This window comes from Acetobacter pomorum, assembly GCF_002738225.1.
GTDB lineage: Bacteria > Pseudomonadota > Alphaproteobacteria > Acetobacterales > Acetobacteraceae > Acetobacter > Acetobacter pomorum.
The window spans coordinates 18691-43486 of sequence record NZ_PEBQ01000184.1 but is presented as its reverse complement, the minus strand read 5'-3'; the positions used below and the strand labels follow the sequence as shown (position 1 = coordinate 43486).

The window sequence follows — 24796 nt, the reverse complement described above, 5'->3', positions numbered from 1 at the left end:
CCCCCTTTTTATGGGGCGCCTAGGAATAGTTCGCTCCTAAAGCAATTCTCTAACTAATGTGCTGGGTCATGCCCCTTTTTAACTGCATTCAATATGCATTAAGGGAGGTTAAGAAGTCTTCTTGCGAGTATGCCGGGAGAAAGAAGGGAAAACCCCTTATTTAGGCTTGATGAATAACTCCCATAAGTAAGAGTCAGACCACAAGCGCCGGCTGTGATAACACTTCCTATCCTGCCTGATTGTTCAAGACGGCTGGCGATCATATGAGAGGCACCCCTTTCGATGAACGCGGCCGAGATGTCAGCGGCTTCTTCAGGATCCATCCCAGCGGGAATGACTAGAACAAGGTGAGCCTTTGTTCTGTCGACTATATCCATCACCTCAGACATTTGCTTTTTGGCATAGATGCAAACACCTGGGAGATCGATCAGGATTTGTCGGCCAGCCGGATTATATAGGTAAGGTTCAATTACTGCCCCTGGATAGCAGGCATCAACTATTTCAGCAGACGTCCCGTTCAAAGATGATGAAATCTTGGCATAGCTACCCGGTGTCCTATCACAAGCTAAGACCAATGTGTTGGTGGATGTCGCGCATATATTGTTTGCTATTAACTTCGAGAGAGACAGGGTTTTGCCTGAGCCTGATGCGCCACAAAATGCAAGAGGACGGCCATCATTCAGCGGCAGATCTCCGAAGTTTAAAACACGATCAATACCAGTAGTGAGGTCAGATCCTGCAAGGCTTTCGATAATAGGAGTTGGGATTGAGTGCCATTTCAGAACATCTTCAATCATAAGGCTTGGTAATGGGAGACTATCCTGTTGGCCTGAAGAGGGAACTTCTAAACCCCCTCTTGTTCCAGTCTGACTATCAACCCTAGTTTCTTCCTCTTTATCAAGTTCTGACGGATGCTGACATTTCGGATCCCTGTCACTCGTTTCAAGTGATGGAGCGATCAGATTTTTCTGGGATATAGATATGTCTGTACCGCCATTATGCGTTATTTCGCTGTAAGTCACGGATTCAGACATTCTTAAAAACCTCTTTTAGGAATATGCATATAAACCTAATGAATAATATTTAACTGTTATCATCGGGCTAGATGTTAGGCAACTGTCGCGATGGTTTTGGTGACGCATCGAGGATAGAGCTCGGCCTGAGATATAACAGGTGTCGAGGGGCTAATTCTTTCGACCACCTGTCTGACAATATCCCTATTGGTTGATATGGTTATCAAAACAGGATTTTCTTCCCTTTGTGACGCTTGGTGCAAGGCTTCTTTTAACGATGTGATAAACTGGTTCAGCATCTTGGGTGGCATGGCAATAACCCTTTCATCGCCTGCACCTGTTGTATTGTTCATCAGATCAGTTTCCCATTTTCTGGAAATGGTAATGATAGGGATATAGCCTGATGGTGTCGTAAGGTTGCTGCTGATTTGGCGTGAGAGTTTGCGGCGCACATAACCAGTAAGGGCCATTATGCCTTTTAGGTTTTGAGCGACACCTTCCTGAATGCTTTCGAGTATGCTTGGCAAATCACGTATTGAAACGTTTTCTTGGAGGAGTGCTTGAAGCACACGTTGCACTGTGATCAGTGAAACCTGGGATGGAATGATGTCATTTACTAGCTTTTGCTCTGAACGGGGCAAGTTATCCAGCAAAGCTTGAGTTTCAGGGTAGGTCAGAAGTTCCCCCATATGTGAGCGGAGGGATTCAGAAAGATGAGTTATAATAACAGTGCTTGGCTCGACTACGGTGCATTTTTCAGCGATAGCCTTTGCTTTAGCGCTTGGCTCAATCCAACGCGCAGGCAAATTGAATGTAGGTTCTTTAGCAGGTTCGCCAGGAACAGTAACCCGAATATTTGTACCCATAGGTAAAATTGCGAGTAATCTTCCGGGTTTCACCTGACCTGAGCCAATTTCGATTTCCTTGATCTTAATAGAATACGTGTCGTTATCTAAAGCCATGTCATCTTTAATTCTAACAGAGGGCAGTATGAAGCCAAGCTCTAGGGCGATACGACGCCTCAGAGCTTTAATCTGGGTTGTAAGAGGAGAGTCATCGCCGTTTGCCAAAGTTAATAGACCGAAACCTATTTCAAGCTGGATGAGGTCTATTTTAAGCAGATCTGTGATTGGAGGCACTGAAGGAACTGGTGGAGTTACTTCAGTGATGTCACCATCACTGTCAACTTGTGGAGCCTTGTGTCTGGCCCAAGCGCCTGCTGCCGTTAAGCCTGAAATAATGAGAAAAGGCACCATAGGCATGCCGGGCATAAAGGCGAATATGCCAGCTAGAAATGACGCAATTGCTAAGGGTTTTGGTGTGCCACCAAGTTGCTTGAACAAGGTAACATCGGTTTTCTCATCCGTACTTCCTTTGGTAACAACAATACCGGCAGCGAGTGAGACTAGAAGGGCAGGGATCTGAGATACCAGTCCGTCCCCGATGGTTAATGTTGTGAATGTCTTTGCCGCATCTGCGATAGGCATGCTGTACCTGATTACACCAATGGCCAGGCCGCCGATAATGTTTATGGCGATAATGATGATGCTCGCTATAGCATCATTGCGCACAAATTTTGCAGCACCATCCATAGCACCAAAGAAGTTACTGACGGCTTCTAGTTCTTTTCTTTTGGCTCTGGCCTGTCTTTCATTTAGGGCGCCTGAGGCTATGTCCTGATCAATGGCCATTTGCTTGCCAGGCATTGCGTCTAGGGTGAATCTGGCTGCTACTTCTGCAATTCTCCCGGATCCTTTGGTAATAACCATGAAGTTCACTACCATAAGGATACAAAAAACGATCCCTCCGATAATGACGTCATTTCCCATCAAAAGGCCGCCAAAGGCAGCAACAACGTGACCTGCTGCGTAAGGGCCTTCATTACCTCGTGAAAGAATGGCCTTGGTCGTCGATATTTCAAGAGAAAGCCGGAATGTTGTAGTCAGAAGGAGAAGGGAGGGGAAAGACGTAAAATCGAGTGGCTTTTCGAGAAAAAGTGCGACCATAAGGATGAGCACTGATAATGTGATTGAGATGGCCAGCCCGATGTCTAAAAGGAAGATCGGCAACGGGATGAACATCGCTGCGATAATAAGCAATACACTCCCGGCGAGAAGAATGTCGGTCCCTGGGAATATTCTGTGAAGGTCGAAGGTTTTCCAACCTCCGCTCTTGACCACATTTCCCAGCATCGAGAAGTTTCTTGCACGATTTAATATTGCAGATTTAATGCCTGCCGCTTTGCCGAAAGAGACATCTTTTTCTGGAGCGGAATTATTTGTGTCGCTCAAAGCGTACCCCTAGCATTGGCAAAGTTTATGACTTCTAAGAACCAATGAGGCAGGCGCCACCCATTGGTTTAATGGATAAATAGAGGCCATAAGACTTTAAATCTAGAAAATTTCTATAGGAACTGATGATAACCTTCAAGGATAAGGGCACTGTCAGCGGTGGAAAATAAGGCCAAAAATATTTGGCCTTTAAGTCTTTAAGCCTCAGTCCTTATCCTTTGTATTAACTCGGAGGGATTATGAGGCTGTAGATCGGATTTGGCCTTAAATTGTGGACTATAAATTAAGGAATGGGAAAAGTGGCGTTGGAACCAAATGCAGAAGCAGAGCAACAGGCAGTTAAGATTACAGCCGTTGAATTCACGATCGCATGCGAACATCTTTTTGCCGCTGGAGAGGGGCATAAAGCTATTCAGATGGCTTTGCAGGTAGGTCAGGCTTCTCAAGAAGTCCCTCTTATTCTTTCCGCTTCAGGGCTTCTGGCTAAATATACTAATCGTCATGATATTGTCGCCACTCTTATTAAAAAAGCTATCCATCTGACTCCAGATGGCACGGCAGAACTTGCTCGTTCTAAATCAGAAATGCACATTTTCCTTGCGGATGCGCTTATGGCAATGGGGCGCAAAAAGGAAGCAATGGACATCTTCCAGGCCATTATTAAAGAGTGTCCTGCATTGCGTGTGGCTGCTTTAGAACATATCTCGATGGCTCTACTTGAGGCCGGATATCCGAAGGAAGCCTTCACAGTTCTAGATGCGTGCTTTTCTTCATCTGACGCTCTCGTTTCACTGCCACTTTACAATAATATGGGCTGCGCATTGGAGAGAATGAATCGTTCAGAAGAAGCGCTCCCATATTATGAGAAGGCTTTAGAACTTGACCCCACAAACCCGGTTGTATCATTCGGGCACAGTGTCTCATTGCTCAAGGCAGGGCGACTTGAGGAAGGGTTTAAGAAATATGTACGCCGCGCACCTTTGGTAAATGACCGAAACTTTTGGTTCTTGGATCTTCCTCGTCTCTCTGATCAGGTCGATCTGGAAGGAAAGCGCATTCTACTCTATCAAGAGCAGGGGTTAGGTGACACAATCCAGTTTATTCGTTTTGTCCCTTGGTTGCTCAGTAAAGGGGCAAAGTTAACAATCGCACTTCCTATCCAGTTGCTTGACCTTATATCAATCAATTACCAACAAACAGATTGCATGTTGATATCTGATGTCGCTTCAATGGCGTCAGCGCAAAGATCTGAATTTGATTTTTCATGCCCTATCCCTGACCTTCCATTTGTTTGTGGGGTCAAGTCAGAGAAAAATATCCCTCATTCTACTCCTTATTTGCTCCCTAGCGGTGTAGAAGACAATCGCTTTTCCCAAATTATGAGGGAGGAGGTGAAGGATATTTGTGGGTCTTCTGACTCTGCATCTCCTTTGGCCCGTATCGGGATTGTTTGGGCTGGTGATAAGCGCACTAAGGCTGCTGACGTTGCTGCGGATCAGAGGCGTTCTACTACCCTGTTGGATATGATGGGCGCGGTCTCAGCTCATTGTCCTGATCTTCGCAAATGCGAAATTTACAATTTGCAGTTTGGGCGCAGAAGGTCCGAGCTTAAGGAATGGCATGGGGTGCCGATCATCGATATTATGAATGAAGTCGAGAATATGGAAGATACGGCAGCTATCATGCTGAACCTGGATCTAATCATATCTGTTGACACTTCCACAGCTCATTTGGCTGGAGCACTCGGTCGCCCTATCTGGATGGTTAGTCGCTGGGATGCTTGCTGGAGGTGGGGAGATAAGGGTGACAGATCTGTGTGGTATCCAACAATGAGAGTTTTCCGTGCGCAGGAGAATTCTTTCCTGCCTGTATTGGCGGAGGTCGGGAAGGCTCTTCATGTTATTTTCCAAAATTCTGAGCATCCAGTTTTTTAGCTCTGTCATTGCAACAGCGCTTTATGTCCCCCCCCCCCGTCCTTTAGGGTGGGGAGACTGACAAGATGTGCTGTGCGAGTTAAGGCAAGCGGCCGTTAGTGGGAGGCTTGTGGCGCCGGCTTTAAGGTTGAGCGACAGGCTAGTTAACTGGGAATGTTGTAGTAATCCTTACCGGCATGGCACGGTATGCAGCCAGTGTTCGCCCTTTTTGTAACCCATCAAAATGCTTTGGGCTGTTAATTTCCGAGAACTTCTGATTCCCCTTAAAAGGGCGGAACATCTTAACCGGGTGAGGTGTCGGGTTATTGCGAGTTTGTTCTTCGTCCAAATTGCCATCTTTTTCTACCTTGGACACAAAGATGGGCCGAGGTTTAGTTGTGGGGTGAATTGATGCTAAATTAGTCCTTAATTCATGGAATGGATGCGGTTTGCCATCCGTATTCGCTCTTTCGTTCTGCGGCTTTGACCATTCTTCGAGCACTTTCCATTGGTAAGGTTCCCCAACCCCAGGCGTCTGGGAGTGATATGCAGCAGCAGCCTTGGGCCAACTACCCATTTTGCTATACATTTGGATTAGAAAGCGCCCAGCATAAAGACTGTTTGGCAGTGGATCGAAAGCATTCTCCAGTGATGAAAAAGCATCAGGATGATGCATGATATTAACTTGCATGCACCCTACATCAATCGAATTGATGCCGCGGGCCTTAAATGAGTAAACAGCTTCAATAGCTTCTTCACGGGATGCATAGTGGTACCCTACACCTCCGGCATTTACAGTCCATGGCCAAGGTGCGAGTGTTCCATCTGGGTCAGGCTTACTGGTTTCCACCCTACTCATGGCGGAAAGAAACCCATCTGGGATATGTAAAGACCTTTCAGTCTGGCTTGTAGCGGCAATGCATCGCATCGCTTCAGGTGATTTTGCCAGCAGTGTGTGAGGGGCAAATGCCCCAAACAAGGATAAAAACCCAAATGCAAAGACTTTCAACTGAAAGTCAGTAGGACGTCTATGAAAACGATGGCAAATCATAGCTAGGATATATTAGATCGAACGCTTCGTTCCAAAGTATTTCGCTTTGATGTTGAACTGTACCTTGTGGGTTCATATCCTTTAAGGGTTGATGCCAAGGATTTTTCAATACAAATTTTTGGCCTTATCCAGATCATCAGACTTGTTAAAGCCTTAACCGTTTTGTTCCTATGGTCTCCAGGCGTATCTCAATCAGGGTTTCTTAATGTTCCATCGCGAAAGTCTGTCATTCCTACGTTATTCCACTCAGTTTTTGAGGCGAATGCTATCAATTTTTATGGCAGCAGTGATGTTGAATTTAGTGTTCGGTGTTGAACGCTCTTTTGCGTCTCCTGTGCGTATAAAAGACATAGTTGACTATGAAGGCGTCAGAGATAACCAATTGGTCGGTTACGGTCTTGTAGTAGGGCTGAATGGTACCGGCGACCGTCTGACAAATACCTTATTTACCCGAGAAACTCTTATAGGGATGTTGAACCGCCTCGGTGTAAATATTCGTGATAAGGCGATACAGCTTCAGACTCACAATGCCGCCGCAGTTATGGTCACCGCTACACTTCCACCTTTTTCCCATGGGGGAAGTCGTATTGACGTAACTGTTTCAGCCGTAGGTGATGCACAAAGCCTGACAGGCGGCACATTGATAGTTACGCCTCTCCAGGCTGCAGATGGAGAGGTTTATGCAGTTGCTCAGGGTTCCCTTGTCACGAATGCCTTCTCCGCGCGCGGGGCAGCCGCTGCAGTAACAAGAAATGTGCCAACAAGTGGGCATATCGCCAATGGGGCAGTGGTAGAAAGAGAGGTTCCAGTGCTTCTTGGATCTTCTGGCGTTATTCATCTGGCGCTGAAGAACCCGAACTTCACTACTGCCACCAGAATAGCCGCAGTGATTAACCGTCATCTGGGAAAAGGTGCCGCAAAGGTAGATGATCCAAGGACGGTAGCGGTTAACCTTGCCGGAAGGAATGCAGCGCAGACGCTATATGAAATTGGTGATTTAACCATTGAGCCTGACACCATGGCCAAAGTGATTGTCGATGAGGCTGCAGGCACGATTGTGATGGGTGACAATGTTCGTATAACGACAGTGGCTATAGCTCAGGGTAACCTGACCATACAAGTCACTGAAACCCCACAAGTAGTGCAACCAAACCCGATGGGCGGAGGTCAAACTGCAGTGGCGCCTCGTACGCAGATCAATGCGACAACAGATAACGGGCACAAGTTGGGTATACTTAAGGAAGGCCCAACATTGGCTAGTCTTGTCGCAGGTATGAATGCCTTGGGGATGGGGCCTCGTGATATGATCAGTGTGTTGCAAGCCATCAAGGCTGACGGAGCACTTCAGGCAGATCTTGAAGTTCGGTGATTCAGACGATCACATCTAAAGGTTTAGTAGGTTTTTAAGTATGTCCCCCATTCAAAGTGGTGTCAGTCATATCTCTTCAGTTAACAGGGCAAGTCCAGAAACAATTTCCCCGCAAGTTGAACAGAAGATACAAAAATCTTCTAAGGATTTTGAGTCCGTGGCAATCGGAGAAATGCTCCAGCCGATGTTCGATACAATAGACAACTCAAAAGGGCCTTTTGGTGGGGGGAATGCTGAAAAGCAATTTCGATCCCTTCAGGTGTTGGAGCTTGGGAAGCAAATCTCCAATGCTGGCGGCGTTGGCATTGCCCATCAGGTCTACAAAAAAATGATTGAAATGCAGTCTGATCGTCAAAAGCATGGTGGAAAGGGGTAGGTATGAACAGGAGGTTATCAATTAGTGGTTTCATCAAGAGTGGCAAAAGAAAAATATCTGCGATAACTGGAAAAAAAGATAACGATAAAGGAGATGGGATAGAATACTTTCCTGAGGACGAATTGGTGTATGCGTTTAAGAATGCGACAAAAATAATCCTGCATGAAAATGATCTGCTTAATGCCAATAACTTTGTTGGATATAAAGCCGACGTAGAAAAGAAGGTTGCTGCTTTTCAGGGTTTGTCTGAATGTTTGAAAGCATACAAGCAAAGATCAGTGTCTTCCGCGGAAGCTCCATCCCAGGTTTTGAAGGAAGCAATCAAAGAATTTGATGAAACGGCGGAGGTCAACAGGGGGCTTCTAAGTCAATGCATTAGATCCCAGAATATAGTTCTGGAGCTAATTATCCAGAGTGCCACCCAAGATGCTTCCGTAGGGTATAATGCCAAGGGAGGGAGAGATTTTGATAAATCTCGATTGGCGATATCTCTTAGACCTAAAGTTTAGCCATTTTCTCTAATTTGGTATTGAGAGATCCTTGTTGTCGGCCGAGCAAAAGGCATTCGGATCCGATTATCTTTTAATTGGATGGTCATGTATCACTCCCCTGTCAGGCTGACAGGGGATAAGTCGATATAGAACGCTGTTACCAGTAGCTTCCTATCATGTGTTTGGGTTGGTTGGAGCCAGGATCTGCTGCTGGTGTCCAGGAGCTCCAATCCCATGCTGTGGTGTCCCTCCGGTTTTCAAAGATCATTTCTGTCAGTGATGGATCCTGCTGGGAATGATTTTTACTGATGGTTTTATCCTGCGCCTTTAATGTATCGTACGCATTTTGATCTCCCATATACACACAGCCACAGCCAATGGGGTCAGCATAAAGATAGATATTCCCACCCTCAGGTGCCGGGCGGTAAGTAATCTGCCCAGGAGGGAGGAGATTCATCATCGAATACCGAGCTGTAGTGTCTGCATAATGTGCGACAAACCCGGCTTGTGACAGTGAGCGACCTTTATCCAAATAGACCTTGGCCGGCTGCCCGCAACCGGCTAGTGTCAAGGCAAAAGATACAACTGATATTCTGCCTAGTAAGGATTTGATAGCCATAGCCATTTTTCCTTCTTATCAGTCCGCGTTAAGGCTACGTGACTTGATATTGTCAGTCAGGCACAGGGGCGGGAAGGACGTGAACGCTTTCATATGCCGATAGTGCTTATTCATTATCACATCGACACTGCCAGTCTTGATAAGGCGGTTATTTAGGCATGAATGTGGGTGTAGAGTGGTTGTAAAGGGCAGGCATCTCTCGATTAGATTGCGCGCACCCTTTGGGGAGACAGCGTATCCACATATCCCAAAAGTTTCTTTCAGGCGAAATGCTTGAGATTTCACATCAATATCGCGAAACGTATCAATGCCCTGCCGCACCTGTTCTTCAGAGAAGTGAGCTATGCAATCGCCGATGCCAGGAATCATCTCAAATTGAAGACTTGTATCAGAATTATTCCCCCAAAGAATGATATCCCAGTCTTTCGGAAGGGAAGAGATAATCCTTTGACTTTCCTCCTCAAAATTTTTGCAGAGGAACACATCATCTTCGAATATATGACCGGGCTCACCGCTTTTGGCGATCGTTCCCCACAGGGAAACATGAGCAAGGCCGGATCCGACCGCGCCCATTGTGAACTCGCAACCATCACCCAAAAAGCCTTTTTGGCGGATTTCATCAAGGTCGAGGGTTTTTCCATCGATGCCAGGGCTATGTAGCAATCCATTGACATGAGCATTTACCCGAAGGAATCTTTCCCGTCGTTCAGGAGTGCGAAGAAGGCTTATGTAATGTTTTTGCATCAATAGCTTGCCTCTGTCGGTAGCCACTAAGTCTTCAAATAAGCCTTAGAAGGCGTAATTGTTTTGTTACCTTTTTAGGGTATGGACTGATTTTAGGAATGTCCAAGGCCATTTATGATGGCGTGGCTTGTGCTCAGGTCAATCTCACCATGCAGTCGAGGAAAAAAGGCAATGTCTTTGATATCTGGTCTATCGCCTGTGACCCAATATCTTACGGCGGAAAAGGACGAAAGCACTACAGCCGCTAATTACGCCAAGACAGATGCGACTACGGCACGTGAGGTGTCAGAGTTTGAGAAGAAAGCCGCAACAATCACAACGTCTGACCAGTTGATGGGCGACTATTCTTCCAATGAAGTAGTTTTGGGGGCATACAATCTCAGCTCATTAAGCAATGAAAAAGCCCTTGAAAAGGATCTACTCACTCAAGATCCAACCTCATCTACAGCTCTGGCAAAAACATCTAGCAATGCTACATGGGCGAAATTTGCTGATGCTTTTCAGGCGATGGGAAGTGGCCACGGTACTGCTGCTGCCAGTCCCTTTACATCAACAATGATAGCTTCCACAGTTTCGTCATTTGAGATGTCTCGGTATGAAAGTAGCGATGATTTGCAGGACAACGGGGTTGGGAATGCTCTCTATTTCACCAGAACTATGGAAGCCGGTGGCATAAAAACGATTTCCCAACTTATGTCGGATCCGACACTGTTAAAGGTGGCTGAGGTAGTCAGTGGCTATGACCCGGATCAGTTTGGGGCTTTGGATTATGATCAGCAAACTAGGATTTTGTCGAAAAAAGTCGATATGACAAAGTTCTCATCTCCATCAGGAATTCAAAAATATGCCGAACAATATCTCGCTCTAATTCAAGTTAATCCTTCTTATCTCGATAACGACACTTCAGATAATACGATGATTGATCTTTTTGGCGGAAATGACGATAACAACATATTGTCGTTATTCGGCGACAGCAGCACTGATTCATCTGAAAGCGAGATGGTTTCAGAGTTGTTCTAATGGTGATGATAGGTGCGGAATATGAGTGTGATGGGCTTAATACCCCCTTACGCACCTATCTTCTTTAACCGCTGAGATAGGGTGCAAATGGCCTCTAGTGACATTATTACCCCTCCGGGGGACACTGTTCAGTCATTTAGCCCCGATGATTTTGCTAAATTCGTTAAGTCTGAAGCTTCCGAAAATTCTTCTCTGATTTCTCAGATCAACACAGAAATCAGATTTCTATCTGGCATCATAAATCCATCTCTCTCCAGCACCCCATTTGCCAAGATGACAGGAAAAGTTGTTAGCGTGTCAGGTCTAACAGCTTCAGTCAGCGGAATGCTTAACATCACGGGTATCGGTGACAGAGTTACTATTCGCTCGTTGGATGGTCGCGATCTTCAGGCCGAGATCGTGGCGTTTCAAGGCGAACTAGCGACTGTTATGCCTTTCGGATCCTTAGAAGGGGTTGGTGCCGGCTGCTCTGTCAGTTTCCCAGTTTATGATGCAGAACAAAGAAGACTAATGTCTGGAGGGGCTCTCCAGGTTAATAACTCCTGGATAGGCAGGGTGGTAGATCCTTCCGGCACACCTATAGACGGTAAAGGTGATCTGGCTCCTGGAGGGCGGACACGCAAATTACACGCCCAACCTCCATTGGCGGCCACAAGGGCAAGATTGGGCTCCAGAATTGATCTTGGGGTTAAGGCCATGAACCTTTTTACGACATGTCGTAAAGGGCAGAGGCTTGGTTTATTTGCAGGTTCTGGCGTTGGAAAATCCACCTTGATGGGCATGTTGGCCCGCAACACCTCTTGTGATGTCGCTGTCATTTCTCTTGTGGGGGAGAGAGGGAGAGAGGTTCGAGAGTTTATTGAGGATGATCTTGGAGCGGAGGGATTAAGCAAGTCAGTTGTTGTAGTGGCAACCTCCGACACATCTCCTCTCATGCGGCGAGAAGCTGCCTATGCTGCTTTAACTGTGGCAGAGGCATTTCGTGATGAAGGTAAGTCAGTCTTGTTGCTGATGGATAGCGTGACAAGATTTTGTCAGGCATTGAGAGAAATAGGCCTATCAGCAGGAGAACCGCCAGCCACAAGGGGCTATCCTCCTAGTGTATTTGCAGAACTGCCAAGATTGCTGGAAAGAGCAGGGCCTGGTCCAATGATGGAAGATGGGACGGCAGGCCAAATAACAGCTTTGTTTTCAGTCCTTGTTGAAGGCGATGACCAAAATGAGCCGGTAGCAGATTCTGTGCGGGGCATTCTCGATGGTCATGTTGTAATGGAGCGAAAGATAGCGGAATCTGGAAGGTATCCTGCTATCAATGTTCTGAAATCACTTTCCCGATCAGTACCTGGATGCAATTCAGATGAAGAAAACCTTCTCACAAGAGAGTCAAGGAAGCTTCTATCTGCATGGGGTGAAGTCAAAGACATGGTCAGGCTTGGTGGTTATCAGGAAGGATCTGATCCTGTTGCTGACGCGGCTATCCAAATTGCCCCTGCGATAGAGGACATGCTTCGACAGTCTAAGAAAGAGAAGGTAGGTTTGGAAGAGTCCTTTCTAGACTTGCAAACGGTAATGTCTCCAATAATGGGCAATATGAATGAGTAGCGATCGAATACGGTCTTTACGTGTTCTTGAGAAGTTGCGTTTGGCTGAGGTGGACAAGGCTAGAATTCAAGTAGCACAAAGCCTTCAGGTGGAAAAAAATATTCAGCTTGAGATCGCTAAGAAGGAGAAGGATATTACTGAAAACGCAAGCTTTGTATATGACAATCCCGCAGGCGAAGCATCGAGTGGCATCCAGGCATTAGAGGCTTCATATCGAGAATGGCTTCCAAAGGCGAAAGACATATTAGAAAAACTTCAGGATGATCTGAAAGTAGCAAAAGAAAACACAGAGGCTAGGCGTTCAGAGTTAATAAGAGTGAACGCCTCACACGAGGCTGTTAAATCGCTTATAGAAAGTGAATTGCAAGAAATAAAGATAGCCCAAGAAAGGAAGCAGCAAGCTGAGATTGACGATATATCACGAACTCAATTCTTGAAGAAAAGACGTAATATTGTTTAGTCGTTAACATTTAACCATTTTAGAAGATTTCCAAAACAGATGTCCTGGCTGCATAGAAAGTGTATTGCGATAAAACCTTTAGATTAAGATCATCCTTGAGAATGATAAATCCGGTCGGTATCGATTAAGTAGGTTCGTATTAAAGCCAAGGCCCTGAATGGTTGGCCTCAAGGTATAATGCGGCATCATTGTCTGCCAGGAATGTCATGAAAAACAATGTCAGCCACACAACTACAGCCGGAACTTCTGAAGAAGATATTCAGGGAAAAATCAAAGAAACGATTTTTTTGGCCACACCTTGTTATGGTGGAATGGTCACGACTGAATTTATGACTTCTGTTATCGGATGTTCAGCAAGCAAAGTGCCGATTACGCTGATGACGTTGGGTGATGACGCTTTGATTCCGCGTGCTCGCAACACTCTGTTAGCGAATTTTTATTATCGGTCCAATTGTTCTCATATTCTGTTCGTGGACGCAGACATAGGCTTTGATCATAACGCCCCGGAAAGGTTGCTTAAATCCGGCAAAGATGTGATCGCTGGGACATATCCTATTCGGGAAAGATTTTGGGATAATGGAACCAAAAATAATATTCTGGCCGGGGAAGCCCAATGCACCGCATCCTTGCGTTACGTTGGAGAGACAAAGGAAATCCATGACTCTTGGGAAAAGGGTCCTTTGATTCAAGTTCCATTTGTTGGAACTGGATTTATGATGATCAGTCGCAAGGCAGTAGAGGCGATGATCAAAGCATATCCTGAAACAGAATATAAAAGGATCAACTGTGCTGAAGACCAGTCTGGGATGCGAAATTATGCCCTTTTTGATGGGAGCATTGATCCTGATGATGGAACCTATCTAAGCGAAGATTTTACTTTTTGCAGAAGATGGCGCCAAATCGGGGGTGAAGTGTGGTTGGATATGTCCATCAATCTTTCTCATACGGGGCGAGCCAAATTCTTTGGCAATCCATTTGTGCGTCTTGGCATTAACCATAATCGGCGGACAGTCAAAAGTTAAAATCCTCCCTCGTAAACAGCTCTTGGCCTGTCTGCTGCCTAAAATAAAAAGATTTGTATTGGAAGAAGCTTAAGCCATATGCCGAACGATAATCAAAGGCCAATTATTATAGTCAAAAAAGAAGATAGCGGAGGAGAAGGCCATCACGGGGGCGCATGGAAAATCGCTTATGCTGATTTCATGACAGCCATGATGGCCTTCTTTCTGCTTATGTGGCTGATTAACGCGACTTCCGAAGAACAAAAAAAGGGGATTGCTCAGTTTTTCAACCCTATGGCGGACAAATCCGCTTTCACTGCAACTACAGATTCATTGCTTGAAGCCTCTCCTTTAACGTCACCTTCTTCAATTAAGCTTGCAAAGAACTCTGATGTTGAAGCTAATTCTTCTGGAAATGGAAACGGCAAAACGAATGATGGATCTTCCACGGAACAAAGTGCCCCATCTACTGGTACAACTACTTCAGACGATATAGACAGTGGCCTAACTTCCATTTTGCAACCTGGATCTCCGTCAATAATTCCGATTGGTGGCCCACAGACAGGTGCTGCCAAATTGGGAAGCAAAGTCGGATCTTCTTCCCAAGATCGTCTTTCAAGTGGCTCTGAAAGTGCTGCTTCAATTCAAGAGCAAAAATCTATTGATGCCGCTATAGAAGGAATTAAGTCTGATATCCAAAAAAAACCCAATATCCAAAATGCTGAGAAGAACCTTAGATTTGAGGTCGGGTCAGATGAAATAAGGATAGAATTGACCGACACAGATCATCAGGCAATGTTCGATACTGGAAGCGTTGCCCCTAACAAGACAGCATCACTAATGCTTGCAGCGATAGGAAAATGGCTGTCTCCTCTACCTGAAAAGGTCTCTATACTCGGTGAAACTGATGGCATCGCCTATCACGTGCGGAAAGGTAATGCTTTTGGGCTTTCTAATTGGACATTATCTGAAATGAGGGCTGATAAAGCCCGAGAGATATTGGTGAAGTCGGGCTATCCTGACAAAAATATCGAAAGTGTTTCAGGACTGGCTGATCGCAATCTGGCGGATCCCTCGCATCCAGATGCCCCAGAAAACCGCCGCATAGTGATCATTTTGCATCGGAGAAATCCGATTTCTTCTTCTTTGTTACAACGCGACAAACTAGCACCAATGTCCGCACAGCATGATGGGCGCGATATTAAGGCGGAGAAACAAAACTAATGCTATTCGTAGGTGGATTGATTTTTGCTCTTCTCTGCGTTTTTGGCTCATTTGCGGCTTCGGGTGGGGCACTGGCACCGCTCATAGCCTCAATGCCATTTGAGTTGCTGACGATTTTAGGGTCAGGCCTCGGCATTTTTGTGATGGCCAACACAAAGGACTCACTCAAGCAAGTCCCATCGTATATCAAGCTTGTATTGAAAGGTGCGCGTTACGGAAAAGAAGACTATATGCAATTGCTAAACCTTCTTTTCAGGTTGATGAAGCTTAGCAGGTCTAAAGACTCTACAGAACTAGAGCAGCACTACGAAAATCCTGAAGACAGTGAGATTTTTAAATCAGTTCCTACTGTGCTGAATGATGTTCGTACAAGGGATTTCATCTGCGACTATCTGCGACTTATCGGTATGGGGGTGGAAAGAGATGACGCCTATCTTCTTGATGCTGCTATGGAACGTGAACTCAAAAAAAATCTTTCCGAGGATCTCCATATAGCTCATTGCTTACAGAGCCTCGCAGATGCTCTTCCAGCTCTAGGTATTGTGGCTGCAGTGCTTGGGGTAATTAAAACTATGGCCTCAATCAGCAAGCCTCCAGCGGTGCTGGGTGAGATGATTGCAGGCGCTATGGTGGGCACATTCCTGGGCGTTCTTATGGCTTACGGTATCTTCGCCCCTCTCTCTGCTAAGATGCAGGAGCTTGTGAAGAAAGACGCCAGATACCAAGATATCGTTAAAACTGTCTTGGTGGCATTCGTTCAGGGTCAGTCCCCTGAAGTGTGTGCAGAAATTGGCCGTAAAGACATACCTGAAGACATTATGCCTGAGTTTTCGGAGCTAGATTCCATGCTCTCTGAGATCAAGAATTAACCACAGAGAATGGTATCTGCATTGAAAGGTCGATGAGCAATGGTGTCTAATTCCATAATTATTGGTAAATCCGACCTTTCTTCTGCTGTGTCCAAGCCCTCAAGGATCTCTTCTAAGAAGCAGACTTCTTTGCAATCCGGGGAACAGTCGGGCTCTTTCTCAGACCTTCTCATCGATAATGGATCTCCCATAACTTCGGCCGAAGTTGGAAAGAATGCTGAGACGACATCGGGCGGGCAAAGTGGACAAGAGGACAATCTATCAGAAGACACTGGTGCCGCTAGTGATCAGGGTGAGTTTATTCAGAGCGATAGCTTAAAAAAAATCAGCGCTTTGAAAGGGGCAGAGCCTACTTCTGCGAAAGTCTTGTCAAAAAAAACGCATCCAGATGACATTCCTATGGAGGGTGCCAATTCAGGGTCAGACAATTCTTCTACATCTTCCACAGATGCAAGTGATGCCCCGAAAGATGATAAGCAGATACCTTCTCAATCGATAACACCAGAATTGCTTGCTTCCCTGGCCAATACGATCGTCGTTACTTGCCAAGGGGAGCAGGCTCCCCAATCTTGCGCGCTTAGTCAGGATGAAGGTGGCAGCCAAAATTCTATTACGGATTCAGATGGCGAGGAATTGGCAATCCTGGGTAATTCGTCCCGTTCTAGGCAATCATCCTCCTTTGCCTTCGGTAGTGATCTTACCTTAATATCTAATTCTTCATCTGGTACTGACGATACCTCTCTAATAGAACAATCAATAAATCCGTCTGGGAAAAGCGAGGGAACGTTAGAAGCCGCAATAGATAAGAAAAATAATGATGAAAGTAGTGATGATATTACTTCAACAATTTCTGAAGAATCTAAGTCAATTCCACAATCCGCAACAGATAGTATTGATAATACATCAATGCAATGGGGAAATATTTCACATGTCGATATCAGCAGCGGAACAAATTTAGTTGCAAATCCTCTGAATACTGCGACTGGGACGCCGACAAAACAAGTCCAAAATGATAATGTGGATAAAGTCCAAACTGTTATAAGCTCACACCTTAATTCAACAGATGGTCTCGAACCTAGCTATTTAACAGCAAAAAGTGCCTCATTCACTTCTTCCGTGGACAAGCTAAGTCAAGACCGAAGTATCACAATCAAAGATGTCTCAGTCCAGCCGACAATACATGCGGTGGCTAATGGTTTGTGGAGCATAGGACATATATTCTCCTCCGATGTTGGTGGTGAGATCAGTGATGCAAGTGATGAGGTGCTGTCGGATTATTCAGGATCTCTGGCTACAAACGGCTCAGCATCAGGAATTGATCTTGCGGGGCAAGGCACTTCAGATATCCACCAATCGATATTAGCTAAGGCTAAAACCGACACTGATAAGCTTGACGATTATTCGCCTCAATATGGGGGGAAGATCTCAGATGGTTCCACCTTACAAGCGGGTACACCCGAAGGTTCCTCTGACATTTCTGGATCTACATTATCAAATGATTCACAGGGTGGAGAAGGTGGGTATTCGAATGATCCTTCTGATAGGAAGGATGATCTGGCGGAGGTTGAACTGTCTGATAGCCAGCACCACTTAGCTGAGTCTACTATTTCTTCTGGCTTCATCAAAGAGATCGCTAATGCTGGCCCAGAGTGGTCAACTAGTAAAGATGCTTCTTCTGTGCGTGGAAGCCTAGATTTAGGTAACGGTGATGATGATATAGATAATGGTTTATACGATATTTCAGGCAATTCTGTTTCAGTGACTGAAAATTCCTTTGGAACGCGATCTTCACTATCTATGATTATTGAATCAAATGATTTTTCTCCTGTAAAAATTAGAGTGGAGAAAAAAACGAACGGAGACGTATCATCAGTTACACTCCAGGCTGATAGTCATGAAGCAACTGAGGCGCTGAAAAGACATCATTCAGAATTGTTGGACTCACTAAGTTTGGCGGGTCTTGATATTGCTGACATGAAAGTCGAAGTGGTTTCATCAAGTGAGAACTCCCATCTAAACGAGGAGGCTTCCCCCAATGATGCCGGCAGCGAAAGCTTCGGACGGAGGGGAAGTAGTGGAGGGGAAGGGGCTTCGTCCCAAGATCAAGAAAAAAATAGAGGGGAATGGCCTTCACGCGATAATTTAAGTGTGTCCAGTAGGTTGTTTGGTTCGCCTGCTGTTTTATCAGGTGAAGATGCAGACATCGCGGTGAGTCATAGATCTGGAAGAGTTAACATAACTGCCTGATCTTTATGCATATGGTTAATTTGTTTTTTTGCAAGCGGAGGCTTTAACGTGTCCACAACAGCGACAACTTCATCCACATCGCAACTTGCCTCACTTCTTCAGGCTTCTGAAAGCGCTGCCAAAACTGGTGCCACATCAATTTCAACTGCCGGCAGCACTGGAACTAGCACAGCATCAACTGCCTCCGCAGGTGCTTTTGCTTCCCTAGCTACCAATGAATCAAATTTTTTGACCCTTCTTACAACTCAATTAAAAAATCAGGATCCAAGTAGTCCGATGGATACAAATGAAATGACATCGGAACTGGCGACATTCGCGGGTGTTGAACAACAGGTGCAGACCAATCAAAACCTTGAATCATTGATTTCCTTGAATGAAGAGGGGCAGCTCACCTCTGACAAATCTTTGGTAGGTGAAAAGGCGTCTGTTTCCTCCTCAACCCTTCCTCTACAGTCAGGTAAGGCTTCATTGACCTTTACAGGAACATCGGGTGAGGTTGTAGCTATATCTGTAGCTAATTCTGCTGGTCAGGTTGTTAAGGATGACTTGGTATCAGCCTCGAATGGATCAAATACATGGTCCTGGGATGGCACAGACAATAGCGGTAATCAACTTTCTGATGGTGCATATAGTGTAGCAGTTAAAACAATGAACTCGTCAGGTGTCACTTCTGATGTCAGTTTCGCGGTAAATGGCACCATTACCGGCATAACAAAAGGGTCAACAGACATGGAAGCAGAAATGGGGGAAGCTGAAGTCCCGCTATCTTCCGTTTCATCGATCTCAGCTTCATCCTAAGAAAGTTATGAGTTGCCTTTGTCCCGGTAAGAATGTCCGGGACACATTTATTACTTTGCAGAAAGTAAATAATCGATGAATCCTAATCGCGGTATGAATGCCTACAAAAGCGCAGCGTCTCAGGCAATGAGTGATAGAGAAATGGATGCTCTGTGCTTCAGCAAACTTTTGGCGGAGCTCCAAGCCGTAGAGCACTCCAGTTCTGTACAGGCTAGAAATAATGCTATCCTGAAAAGTCAAAGATTGTGGGGTCTCCTACAAAAAGCGAATGCGGTTGATGCAGGGCGGATTCCTAATGAAGATAGGCTGTTATTTGTAAGGATGGCAGATCAGGCTCAGCGTTATGGAATTCGAGCAATACTGAATAAGGATCTTTCAATTAAACCCTTAATAATCTGTGCTCAAAATGTGCTTGATGGGCTATCCTACAAAGCACCTGAAGTTCATGAGGAAATTGAGTCTGGTGGTGATTGTATAATGTAGGTGCATTTTTGAATGGAAGGCCCGATAGCCTTCCATTCGGAGATATCAGCAGATTAGATGCGTAGCGTCTCTCGGTTGGCTCTAGTGCCGTTATTTTTCAGGAGAGACTGCATCCTTTAGAGCTTTTGCGGCAGTAAACTGAACCTTCGCTCCAGGAGGGATGATAATATCTTCTCCTGTGCGTGGATTGCGGCCCACGCGCTCTTTAGTGGGTTTTACGGAAAATTTCCCAAATCCGTGCACAGACACTTCGCCCTCGTCACTCGCCTGAGCAAGGGTTTCACGGATAGCATCGAAAGTTGCCTCTACCGCCGCTTTTGCCTCCTGTTCGGAGCAGGAAAGTTTTTTAGCGACGGTCTGGCAAAGTTCTTTTGTATTCATAAGAATCAGAAACCTTTTGGAAATTGTTAAATCTCTATAAGAGACAATTTCATAATCAAGGCCAATTGATAATTGTCAAGACATAACCATCCATAGGAGCAAGGGAAATGTTTAATTAGGTGCAATTTCCGTATCAGATCGCTCTTAGGGTTTGTGTGAGCTCATGGAGTATGTCCATTACATCTCCTGGAACCCTTTGCCCTTTGCTCCACCAAACTTCTTCTGCATCAGAAATTAAGAACACACCCTTCTCAGCATCATATTCATAGTTAGCAGTTGTGCTCACGGCAAAGAAGCCTGGGTTACCGGGGGCTAATGCATCTGAGATATCAGGACAAGCCTGCATGATGAAGTCAGCGCATTCGGGGTGAACAGGTGGAGACAGATATAGCTTGGACATTGCTTCATCTGGGCCGCCTATAAAGGACACAATGTCAGGCAACTTATCTCCACAAATATAACAACGACGGTTTGCCATCGCGCTTAGTATGGCGCTGGCCGTGTGTTGATTGAGGGGTAAAATCGTCTTTGCTTCGGAAGCAAATGTAGGGAGGGGCATGCCATTTTCCATAATTGGAAGATGTCTCATGTGTTCAGGGATAGTTATTCCATTATATAAGAAGCTGGTCATGATCAAATTCTTCAAGTTCGCAATCCTTATGATGAAATGATTATATCATGGTGCTTGTTTTACGGGTATGGAACAATACAAGAACGTCCTATTTATATTCATCATATCCCTAAAAATTCGGCCCATTCTGCATCGTACTGCCGCCTTACCCTTTCTTCTCGGTGCCTGTTAAGAGATTAGGAGGAGGGTGGGTTATCCATTAAATGGGAACACCTACATCTTCTCGATGAGTAGACGTGATGTCATATCAACGAGAACATTAATAGACCCCTTAATTTCGTGCATCAGGGTTAGGTCATTAAGCCTAATTTGTGCCCCCCTAGCGAATTCCAATCTGCTTATTTGATCTGAAATGCAGAATTGTACGGCATTAAGCAATGAATGAAGGCACATGAATTCTGAGGAAATGTGCAATTCATCGCGGATTTTTTTTCAACCTGCTTAAGCTCTGCGCTCAGAAAAAAACAAGTCTTTTACTGTCTGCCCAGGAAGATCGTTTTACATGGTTCAATAAAGTTGCCGCTATCCGTATGGATTGAGGCATAGGAATCTCATGTTGGTGACTTTGCATGATATCTCTTCTAAAGACGTAAATTTAACACTCAAATTGTATAACCGTAAAATTATGAAATGGGAACAAGGCCAGAAGGCCTTGTTCAACTACAAAAGGCTTTATCATTTAGTAGTCTGTTATGTTTTGATGGCTTGTTTAGGATCTCGAATTCTTATGGTGAAGGTGCATCTTGTTCCCATATTTTTTTTATTTCCATTTCTTCCCGCATTTGCTGACGCTTTTCGAATCCATCATGCAGACTTTTTCCTGCTTCCCTCAATGCAGGGGCTAGATCTTCCAACTTAATAAGCCCTTGTGGATAATCCATTCTACCGTTACGGAGTTGGGTTGTGTTGAGCTTAATATCAGTGGAGATCTTACGAACTAGACGATTGTTTTCATCAGAAAGGACTATAGCCACACTGGGTAAATTCCCATCGTTGCTGATCTCTAACCAATTCGTTGGGTGATCAACCCTTCCTATTGTCGCATTAATTGTTTCATTTAGAGCAATAATTTCCATTTGAGCTTGTTCAATCTTCCCTGGTGTTCCCACCATTGCCTTTGGGATGATCTTACAATCCACCCAACCACTAAAAGTTAGAGATTCATTGTCAAATCTCGTTTTGCCGTTTTTGGTGTCAGTCGCTATACCTGATGCCGATGCTACAGGTGTAGATCCATTTCTGATTACATTCGCCAAATTTGTCATCATCCGACGGTAGTCAGTTTCTTTGGGGCATTTGAAATGAAAGACACCCTCCGTCAAGGATGAGAGTTCTCTTTTTGTTATTACCACCGGATCTGGGATATCAAGCATTCGTGCGAAATCCCAATTTGAAAGCCCGGTATAAGAGATATGGAGCAACTTGTTGGGCATGGTTGTTGTTACGGATCCGACAATCATGTTCTTTTCCTTGCCTGTGCATTTTACTTCTTTCCACATTTGTCCCCTTGTTCCCGTTGGGAACAAGGTAATGGACTGCTGGCGGTATTTAACCGCCGGGTGTGGGGGCGGGAGCCTCTTCTGCAACAGTAGGCGCTTCGGCGACTTCAGGCCCTGAATGCGGATTTTTGGGTTTAAATCCAATGAATTTGCCAACAGTCTGCAATAGCTTGGTAAACATATTCCGCATTCTGTCCCGCATATTTTCTATCATGCCGGGTTCTTCTGGATCTTCAGCATTAAGCGTGTCCATAGCGGCGATAGGTTCTCGAATATCTCGATTGATCGTATCCATAATGCCAGTAAGGCATGCCTCCTGTTCAGGAGAGGACGGCTTGTTTTTTATGTGTTCTGACCATGCGGTAAAATCATTCATGTTAGTCGCAAGTCTTTCAATATCAACTTTCATGTCCTTGCGCATGCCATCGAGTTCACGGTCATTCGCCACACGGTGCATCTCTTCAGAAAGGGTCATCGTCCCATCTGAAGAGACAAACTGTGCCTGATCCACGCTCGGATCCTTTAGCATCTGGGCAATGCGATCCTCTGTCACATTATACTCTTCGGCATAATGCTTGAGTTGTCCTGCATATTCAGGGTATTTTTCGGAGACCGTCCTATTATATTCATTGGCTGCATATGCAATGCGATCCATCGATGAAAGCATCATCGTATAGTTTTCGAGAGCTCGTTCGACACGACGTTCTGCAAGTTTGCGTTTTAATCCCAGCCCACGAAATTGCGGCAGACGAAAATTAAGCATCTGAATATTAACTAGGGATCCGGGAGGAGTGGGCATGCCAGGCGTCTGCCCAGATATTTCTGGTGCGGTTGCTTGCAGCATCATTGTGCGCATCAAATTGATACGCTGCTGGAGACGTTGTTCAATCTGCTGACGAGCCCGCTCATCGGATACTCTTTCTGCAGAATTACCCGCCGGCGATGGGGCGTTAGGGGCGATTTGAGTTTCTGCAGTTTCTGCTTCTGGCGTTGTGATGGTTTGCGGATTTACTTCTTCATTGATCGCGGCCGAAGTCGGCGATTCAGCAACATGATCGGCTTGGGATTGTGAAACAGTCATATCATGATCTCCGCAATCACATCACAATTATAGAAAGACACTGTGATGTATCGATTAAAACGTCTTTGCGGAGGATTTTATCATATAGCGATGCAAGGGAGAGGAGGGGCTGAATGAGGCTAACTTCAGCCTTACTCCATTCAAAATTAGATGGGTAAAAATTAAAGTAGCCCCTTATTTAGACCATCCATTATTTTTTGCTTAAGATCATTCCTTTCCTTTCCAGGGGGAAGAACTCGCACTTCATCAGTATTCCATGCCAGTTGCTGACGTTTCTTGAGTATGCAATCTACAAGGGTCAATGCATCCTCATTCCCGCCCCATACAAAGGATTCATCTTTTCTCATCATATTGTCTGGTACGTCTACCATAGGCGGTATAAGGCCACATGTTAGGCCATCTCTGATGAGGTCTTCGACATTTTCGGACGCGACAACACTATTCAGCCAACCAGGCCCATACATCGTGACCACATGCCCAAAATCATAGAGGCTTTTCGCCGCCTGATATCCCTCTACTTTGTCTTCAGCGAAGAGCCATGCTCCCCGCCAACTTGTGTTTGCTCGCGGTTCTCCAGGCATTTTCCGCCGGATATCGCCAGCACATGCCGCCCGCCAAATTGTTTCAGCGACCACTCCAGCAGACCAAGATCCGAAGCTTATTTTGGCATTTAGAAATTTCATAATTGGGTCAGGAAGAGTATCTGAAAGTTTTTTGTAATCTTTCCCCATCCAAACGCTTCTAACAGAAATCTTTTTATAGATCGTCAAGAGGGCTTTTAGTTCGGGTGCGGCTACCCAGGTTCGCATTACCTTCTTTCGATCAGTGGTATTTCCATATCCGTACATGCTTGCTGAATCGGGATCGCCATCATCTACCGCTATTTCAGCAACAAATGGGCGCGGTTGACTACAGAGCCAAGCGGCCAAATTCCGCCGACCACCACTAGCCTCTTGTGGATTGATGAATTCAAATGGACCGACAGGCGTCATCCCGTTTAATAGTTTGCGAGCGTATGAAAGCCGCGGAGGCCGCAGTTTTATCATTGCTCCGCCTTTCGGGCCACGCACACCATTAGTCACTGTAAATCTTACGAACCCTTTATTGGCGGTGCATGTTTCAACAGCTTCGTCTTCTGGAAATTCAGCTTCAGGCAGGAATATTCCAACATCACCTTGCAATGTCGTATTGGTGAAAAATTCACTCATACGAAGCTGGGGATTGCATTTCGAAGCTATACCAAAAGTTAGTCGAGCGATCCTAGAAAACATCACTGACATGAGTACAGGAGTAAAAGTCTGAGGGGTGTTTTCAGGGTATCCCCACTCTCCCAGAATTTCCGTGGGCTTACACACCAGATATTCCGCGTGCCTTAGATTGCTTCTGGTTCTTCCTGCGCCACTAAAAAATGGGCCATAAGCTATGTTTGTCCAAAAAATAACATCACTTGGCATCTGGTGGATGTCATCAATACGTTTGACCTGTGTTCCTTCTATAGACATCCAGCCTGAAGAAGGGCTTTCGATGTCATCGAAAAGGACAGCGCCAAAACGCAGATCTTCCTGATTATGCAATCTTACTGGGGATGACCCGACCATAACAATTCTCACCATTCATAGATATTATATTATGA

Annotated in this window: 23 protein-coding genes; 13 read left to right on the top strand and 10 right to left on the bottom strand. The window is 45.4% G+C overall.

What is annotated here, in order from left to right:
- Window positions 1-98: 98 nt before the first annotated feature.
- Together CSR02_RS14710 and flhA are read right to left on the bottom strand one after the other, a co-directional pair.
- Window positions 99-1034 carry a P-loop NTPase family protein gene (locus CSR02_RS14710; RefSeq protein ID WP_143225622.1) on the bottom strand — a complete coding sequence of 312 codons (936 nt, stop codon included), beginning with the start codon at window positions 1032-1034 and terminating at the stop codon, window positions 99-101.
- Window positions 1035-1108: 74 nt separating this feature from the next.
- Window positions 1109-3304: a flagellar biosynthesis protein FlhA gene (flhA, locus tag CSR02_RS14705; protein WP_306417309.1), complete on the bottom strand. Its 2196-nt coding sequence runs from the start codon at window positions 3302-3304 to the stop codon at window positions 1109-1111.
- Between the two features lie 299 nt (window positions 3305-3603).
- Here flhA and CSR02_RS14700 point away from each other — a divergent pair, with 299 nt between their 5' ends.
- Window positions 3604-5238: a tetratricopeptide repeat protein gene (locus CSR02_RS14700; protein ID WP_183172624.1), complete on the top strand. Its 1635-nt coding sequence runs from the start codon at window positions 3604-3606 to the stop codon at window positions 5236-5238.
- A gap of 139 nt (window positions 5239-5377) precedes the next feature.
- On the opposite strand, the gene CSR02_RS14695 is transcribed toward CSR02_RS14700, so the two are convergent.
- Window positions 5378-6226, bottom strand: coding sequence for a lytic transglycosylase domain-containing protein (locus tag CSR02_RS14695; protein WP_167384162.1), 849 nt, complete (start codon window positions 6224-6226; stop codon window positions 5378-5380).
- A gap of 319 nt (window positions 6227-6545) precedes the next feature.
- On the opposite strand from CSR02_RS14695, the gene CSR02_RS14690 reads away from it, so the two are divergent.
- The 3 genes from CSR02_RS14690 to CSR02_RS14680 are packed head-to-tail and all read left to right on the top strand — an operon-like array spanning window position 6546 to window position 8522.
- Window positions 6546-7637, top strand: coding sequence for a flagellar basal body P-ring protein FlgI (locus tag CSR02_RS14690; protein ID WP_236661167.1), 1092 nt, complete (start codon window positions 6546-6548; stop codon window positions 7635-7637).
- Window positions 7638-7677: 40 nt separating this feature from the next.
- Entirely contained in the window at window positions 7678-8013 is a 336-nt protein-coding gene (locus tag CSR02_RS14685) for a rod-binding protein (RefSeq protein WP_099542166.1), read from the top strand.
- A 2-nt stretch (window positions 8014-8015) separates the two neighbouring features.
- Window positions 8016-8522 (top strand): hypothetical protein, encoded by a 507-nt coding sequence (locus CSR02_RS14680; RefSeq protein ID WP_099542165.1) that lies wholly within the window; start codon window positions 8016-8018, stop codon window positions 8520-8522.
- 139 nt (window positions 8523-8661) lie between these two features.
- On the opposite strand, the gene CSR02_RS14675 is transcribed toward CSR02_RS14680, so the two are convergent.
- A complete protein-coding gene (locus CSR02_RS14675) occupies window positions 8662-9123 on the bottom strand; it encodes a hypothetical protein (protein WP_143225620.1) in 462 nt (153 codons plus the stop codon).
- An 18-nt stretch (window positions 9124-9141) separates the two neighbouring features.
- On the bottom strand, window positions 9142-9867 hold the full coding sequence (locus CSR02_RS14670) for a glycosyltransferase family 25 protein (RefSeq protein ID WP_099542163.1): 726 nt from the start codon (window positions 9865-9867) through the stop codon (window positions 9142-9144).
- Between the two features lie 171 nt (window positions 9868-10038).
- On the opposite strand from CSR02_RS14670, the gene CSR02_RS14665 reads away from it, so the two are divergent.
- The 9 genes from CSR02_RS14665 (at window position 10039) to CSR02_RS14625 (ending at window position 19571) form a co-directional block, all read left to right on the top strand.
- Window positions 10039-10887 carry a DUF1217 domain-containing protein gene (locus tag CSR02_RS14665; protein ID WP_099542162.1) on the top strand — a complete coding sequence of 283 codons (849 nt, stop codon included), beginning with the start codon at window positions 10039-10041 and terminating at the stop codon, window positions 10885-10887.
- A gap of 273 nt (window positions 10888-11160) precedes the next feature.
- Window positions 11161-12489 carry a flagellar protein export ATPase FliI gene (gene fliI / locus CSR02_RS14660; RefSeq protein ID WP_099542199.1) on the top strand — a complete coding sequence of 443 codons (1329 nt, stop codon included), beginning with the start codon at window positions 11161-11163 and terminating at the stop codon, window positions 12487-12489.
- Window positions 12482-12949: a flagellar FliJ family protein gene (locus tag CSR02_RS14655; protein ID WP_099542161.1), complete on the top strand. Its 468-nt coding sequence runs from the start codon at window positions 12482-12484 to the stop codon at window positions 12947-12949. Before fliI ends, CSR02_RS14655 begins: the two co-directional genes overlap by 8 nt.
- Before the next feature lie 206 nt (window positions 12950-13155).
- Window positions 13156-13971, top strand: a complete 816-nt coding sequence (locus CSR02_RS14650; protein WP_244177035.1) for a hypothetical protein — start codon at window positions 13156-13158, stop codon at window positions 13969-13971.
- 78 nt (window positions 13972-14049) lie between these two features.
- Complete coding sequence (locus CSR02_RS14645; RefSeq protein ID WP_099542160.1) at window positions 14050-15174, top strand: flagellar motor protein MotB; 1125 nt, start codon at window positions 14050-14052, stop codon at window positions 15172-15174.
- The gene (motA, locus tag CSR02_RS14640) at window positions 15174-16043 is read left to right on the top strand and encodes a flagellar motor stator protein MotA (protein ID WP_099542159.1); all 870 of its coding nucleotides are present in this window, start codon (window positions 15174-15176) and stop codon (window positions 16041-16043) included. The genes CSR02_RS14645 and motA overlap by 1 nt, the downstream gene beginning before the upstream one ends.
- Before the next feature lie 39 nt (window positions 16044-16082).
- Window positions 16083-18290 carry a flagellar hook-length control protein FliK gene (locus tag CSR02_RS14635; RefSeq protein WP_099542158.1) on the top strand — a complete coding sequence of 736 codons (2208 nt, stop codon included), beginning with the start codon at window positions 16083-16085 and terminating at the stop codon, window positions 18288-18290.
- Window positions 18291-18338: 48 nt separating this feature from the next.
- Window positions 18339-19088 (top strand): flagellar hook assembly protein FlgD, encoded by a 750-nt coding sequence (locus CSR02_RS14630; RefSeq protein WP_099542157.1) that lies wholly within the window; start codon window positions 18339-18341, stop codon window positions 19086-19088.
- 75 nt (window positions 19089-19163) lie between these two features.
- The gene (locus CSR02_RS14625) at window positions 19164-19571 is read left to right on the top strand and encodes a flagellar biosynthesis regulator FlaF (RefSeq protein ID WP_099542156.1); all 408 of its coding nucleotides are present in this window, start codon (window positions 19164-19166) and stop codon (window positions 19569-19571) included.
- Window positions 19572-19661: 90 nt separating this feature from the next.
- On the opposite strand, the gene CSR02_RS14620 is transcribed toward CSR02_RS14625, so the two are convergent.
- The 5 genes from CSR02_RS14620 to CSR02_RS14595 all read right to left on the bottom strand — a co-directional run bounded on the left by CSR02_RS14620 (window position 19662) and on the right by CSR02_RS14595 (window position 24737).
- Window positions 19662-19952, bottom strand: coding sequence for an HU family DNA-binding protein (locus CSR02_RS14620; protein WP_099542155.1), 291 nt, complete (start codon window positions 19950-19952; stop codon window positions 19662-19664).
- A 133-nt stretch (window positions 19953-20085) separates the two neighbouring features.
- Window positions 20086-20598 carry a hypothetical protein gene (locus CSR02_RS14615; protein ID WP_143225619.1) on the bottom strand — a complete coding sequence of 171 codons (513 nt, stop codon included), beginning with the start codon at window positions 20596-20598 and terminating at the stop codon, window positions 20086-20088.
- Between the two features lie 710 nt (window positions 20599-21308).
- Window positions 21309-22043 carry a hypothetical protein gene (locus tag CSR02_RS14605; protein ID WP_143225618.1) on the bottom strand — a complete coding sequence of 245 codons (735 nt, stop codon included), beginning with the start codon at window positions 22041-22043 and terminating at the stop codon, window positions 21309-21311.
- An 88-nt stretch (window positions 22044-22131) separates the two neighbouring features.
- Complete coding sequence (locus CSR02_RS14600; protein ID WP_099542151.1) at window positions 22132-23163, bottom strand: hypothetical protein; 1032 nt, start codon at window positions 23161-23163, stop codon at window positions 22132-22134.
- 161 nt (window positions 23164-23324) lie between these two features.
- Window positions 23325-24737 carry a hypothetical protein gene (locus CSR02_RS14595; RefSeq protein ID WP_143225617.1) on the bottom strand — a complete coding sequence of 471 codons (1413 nt, stop codon included), beginning with the start codon at window positions 24735-24737 and terminating at the stop codon, window positions 23325-23327.
- Window positions 24738-24796 lie beyond the last annotated feature (59 nt).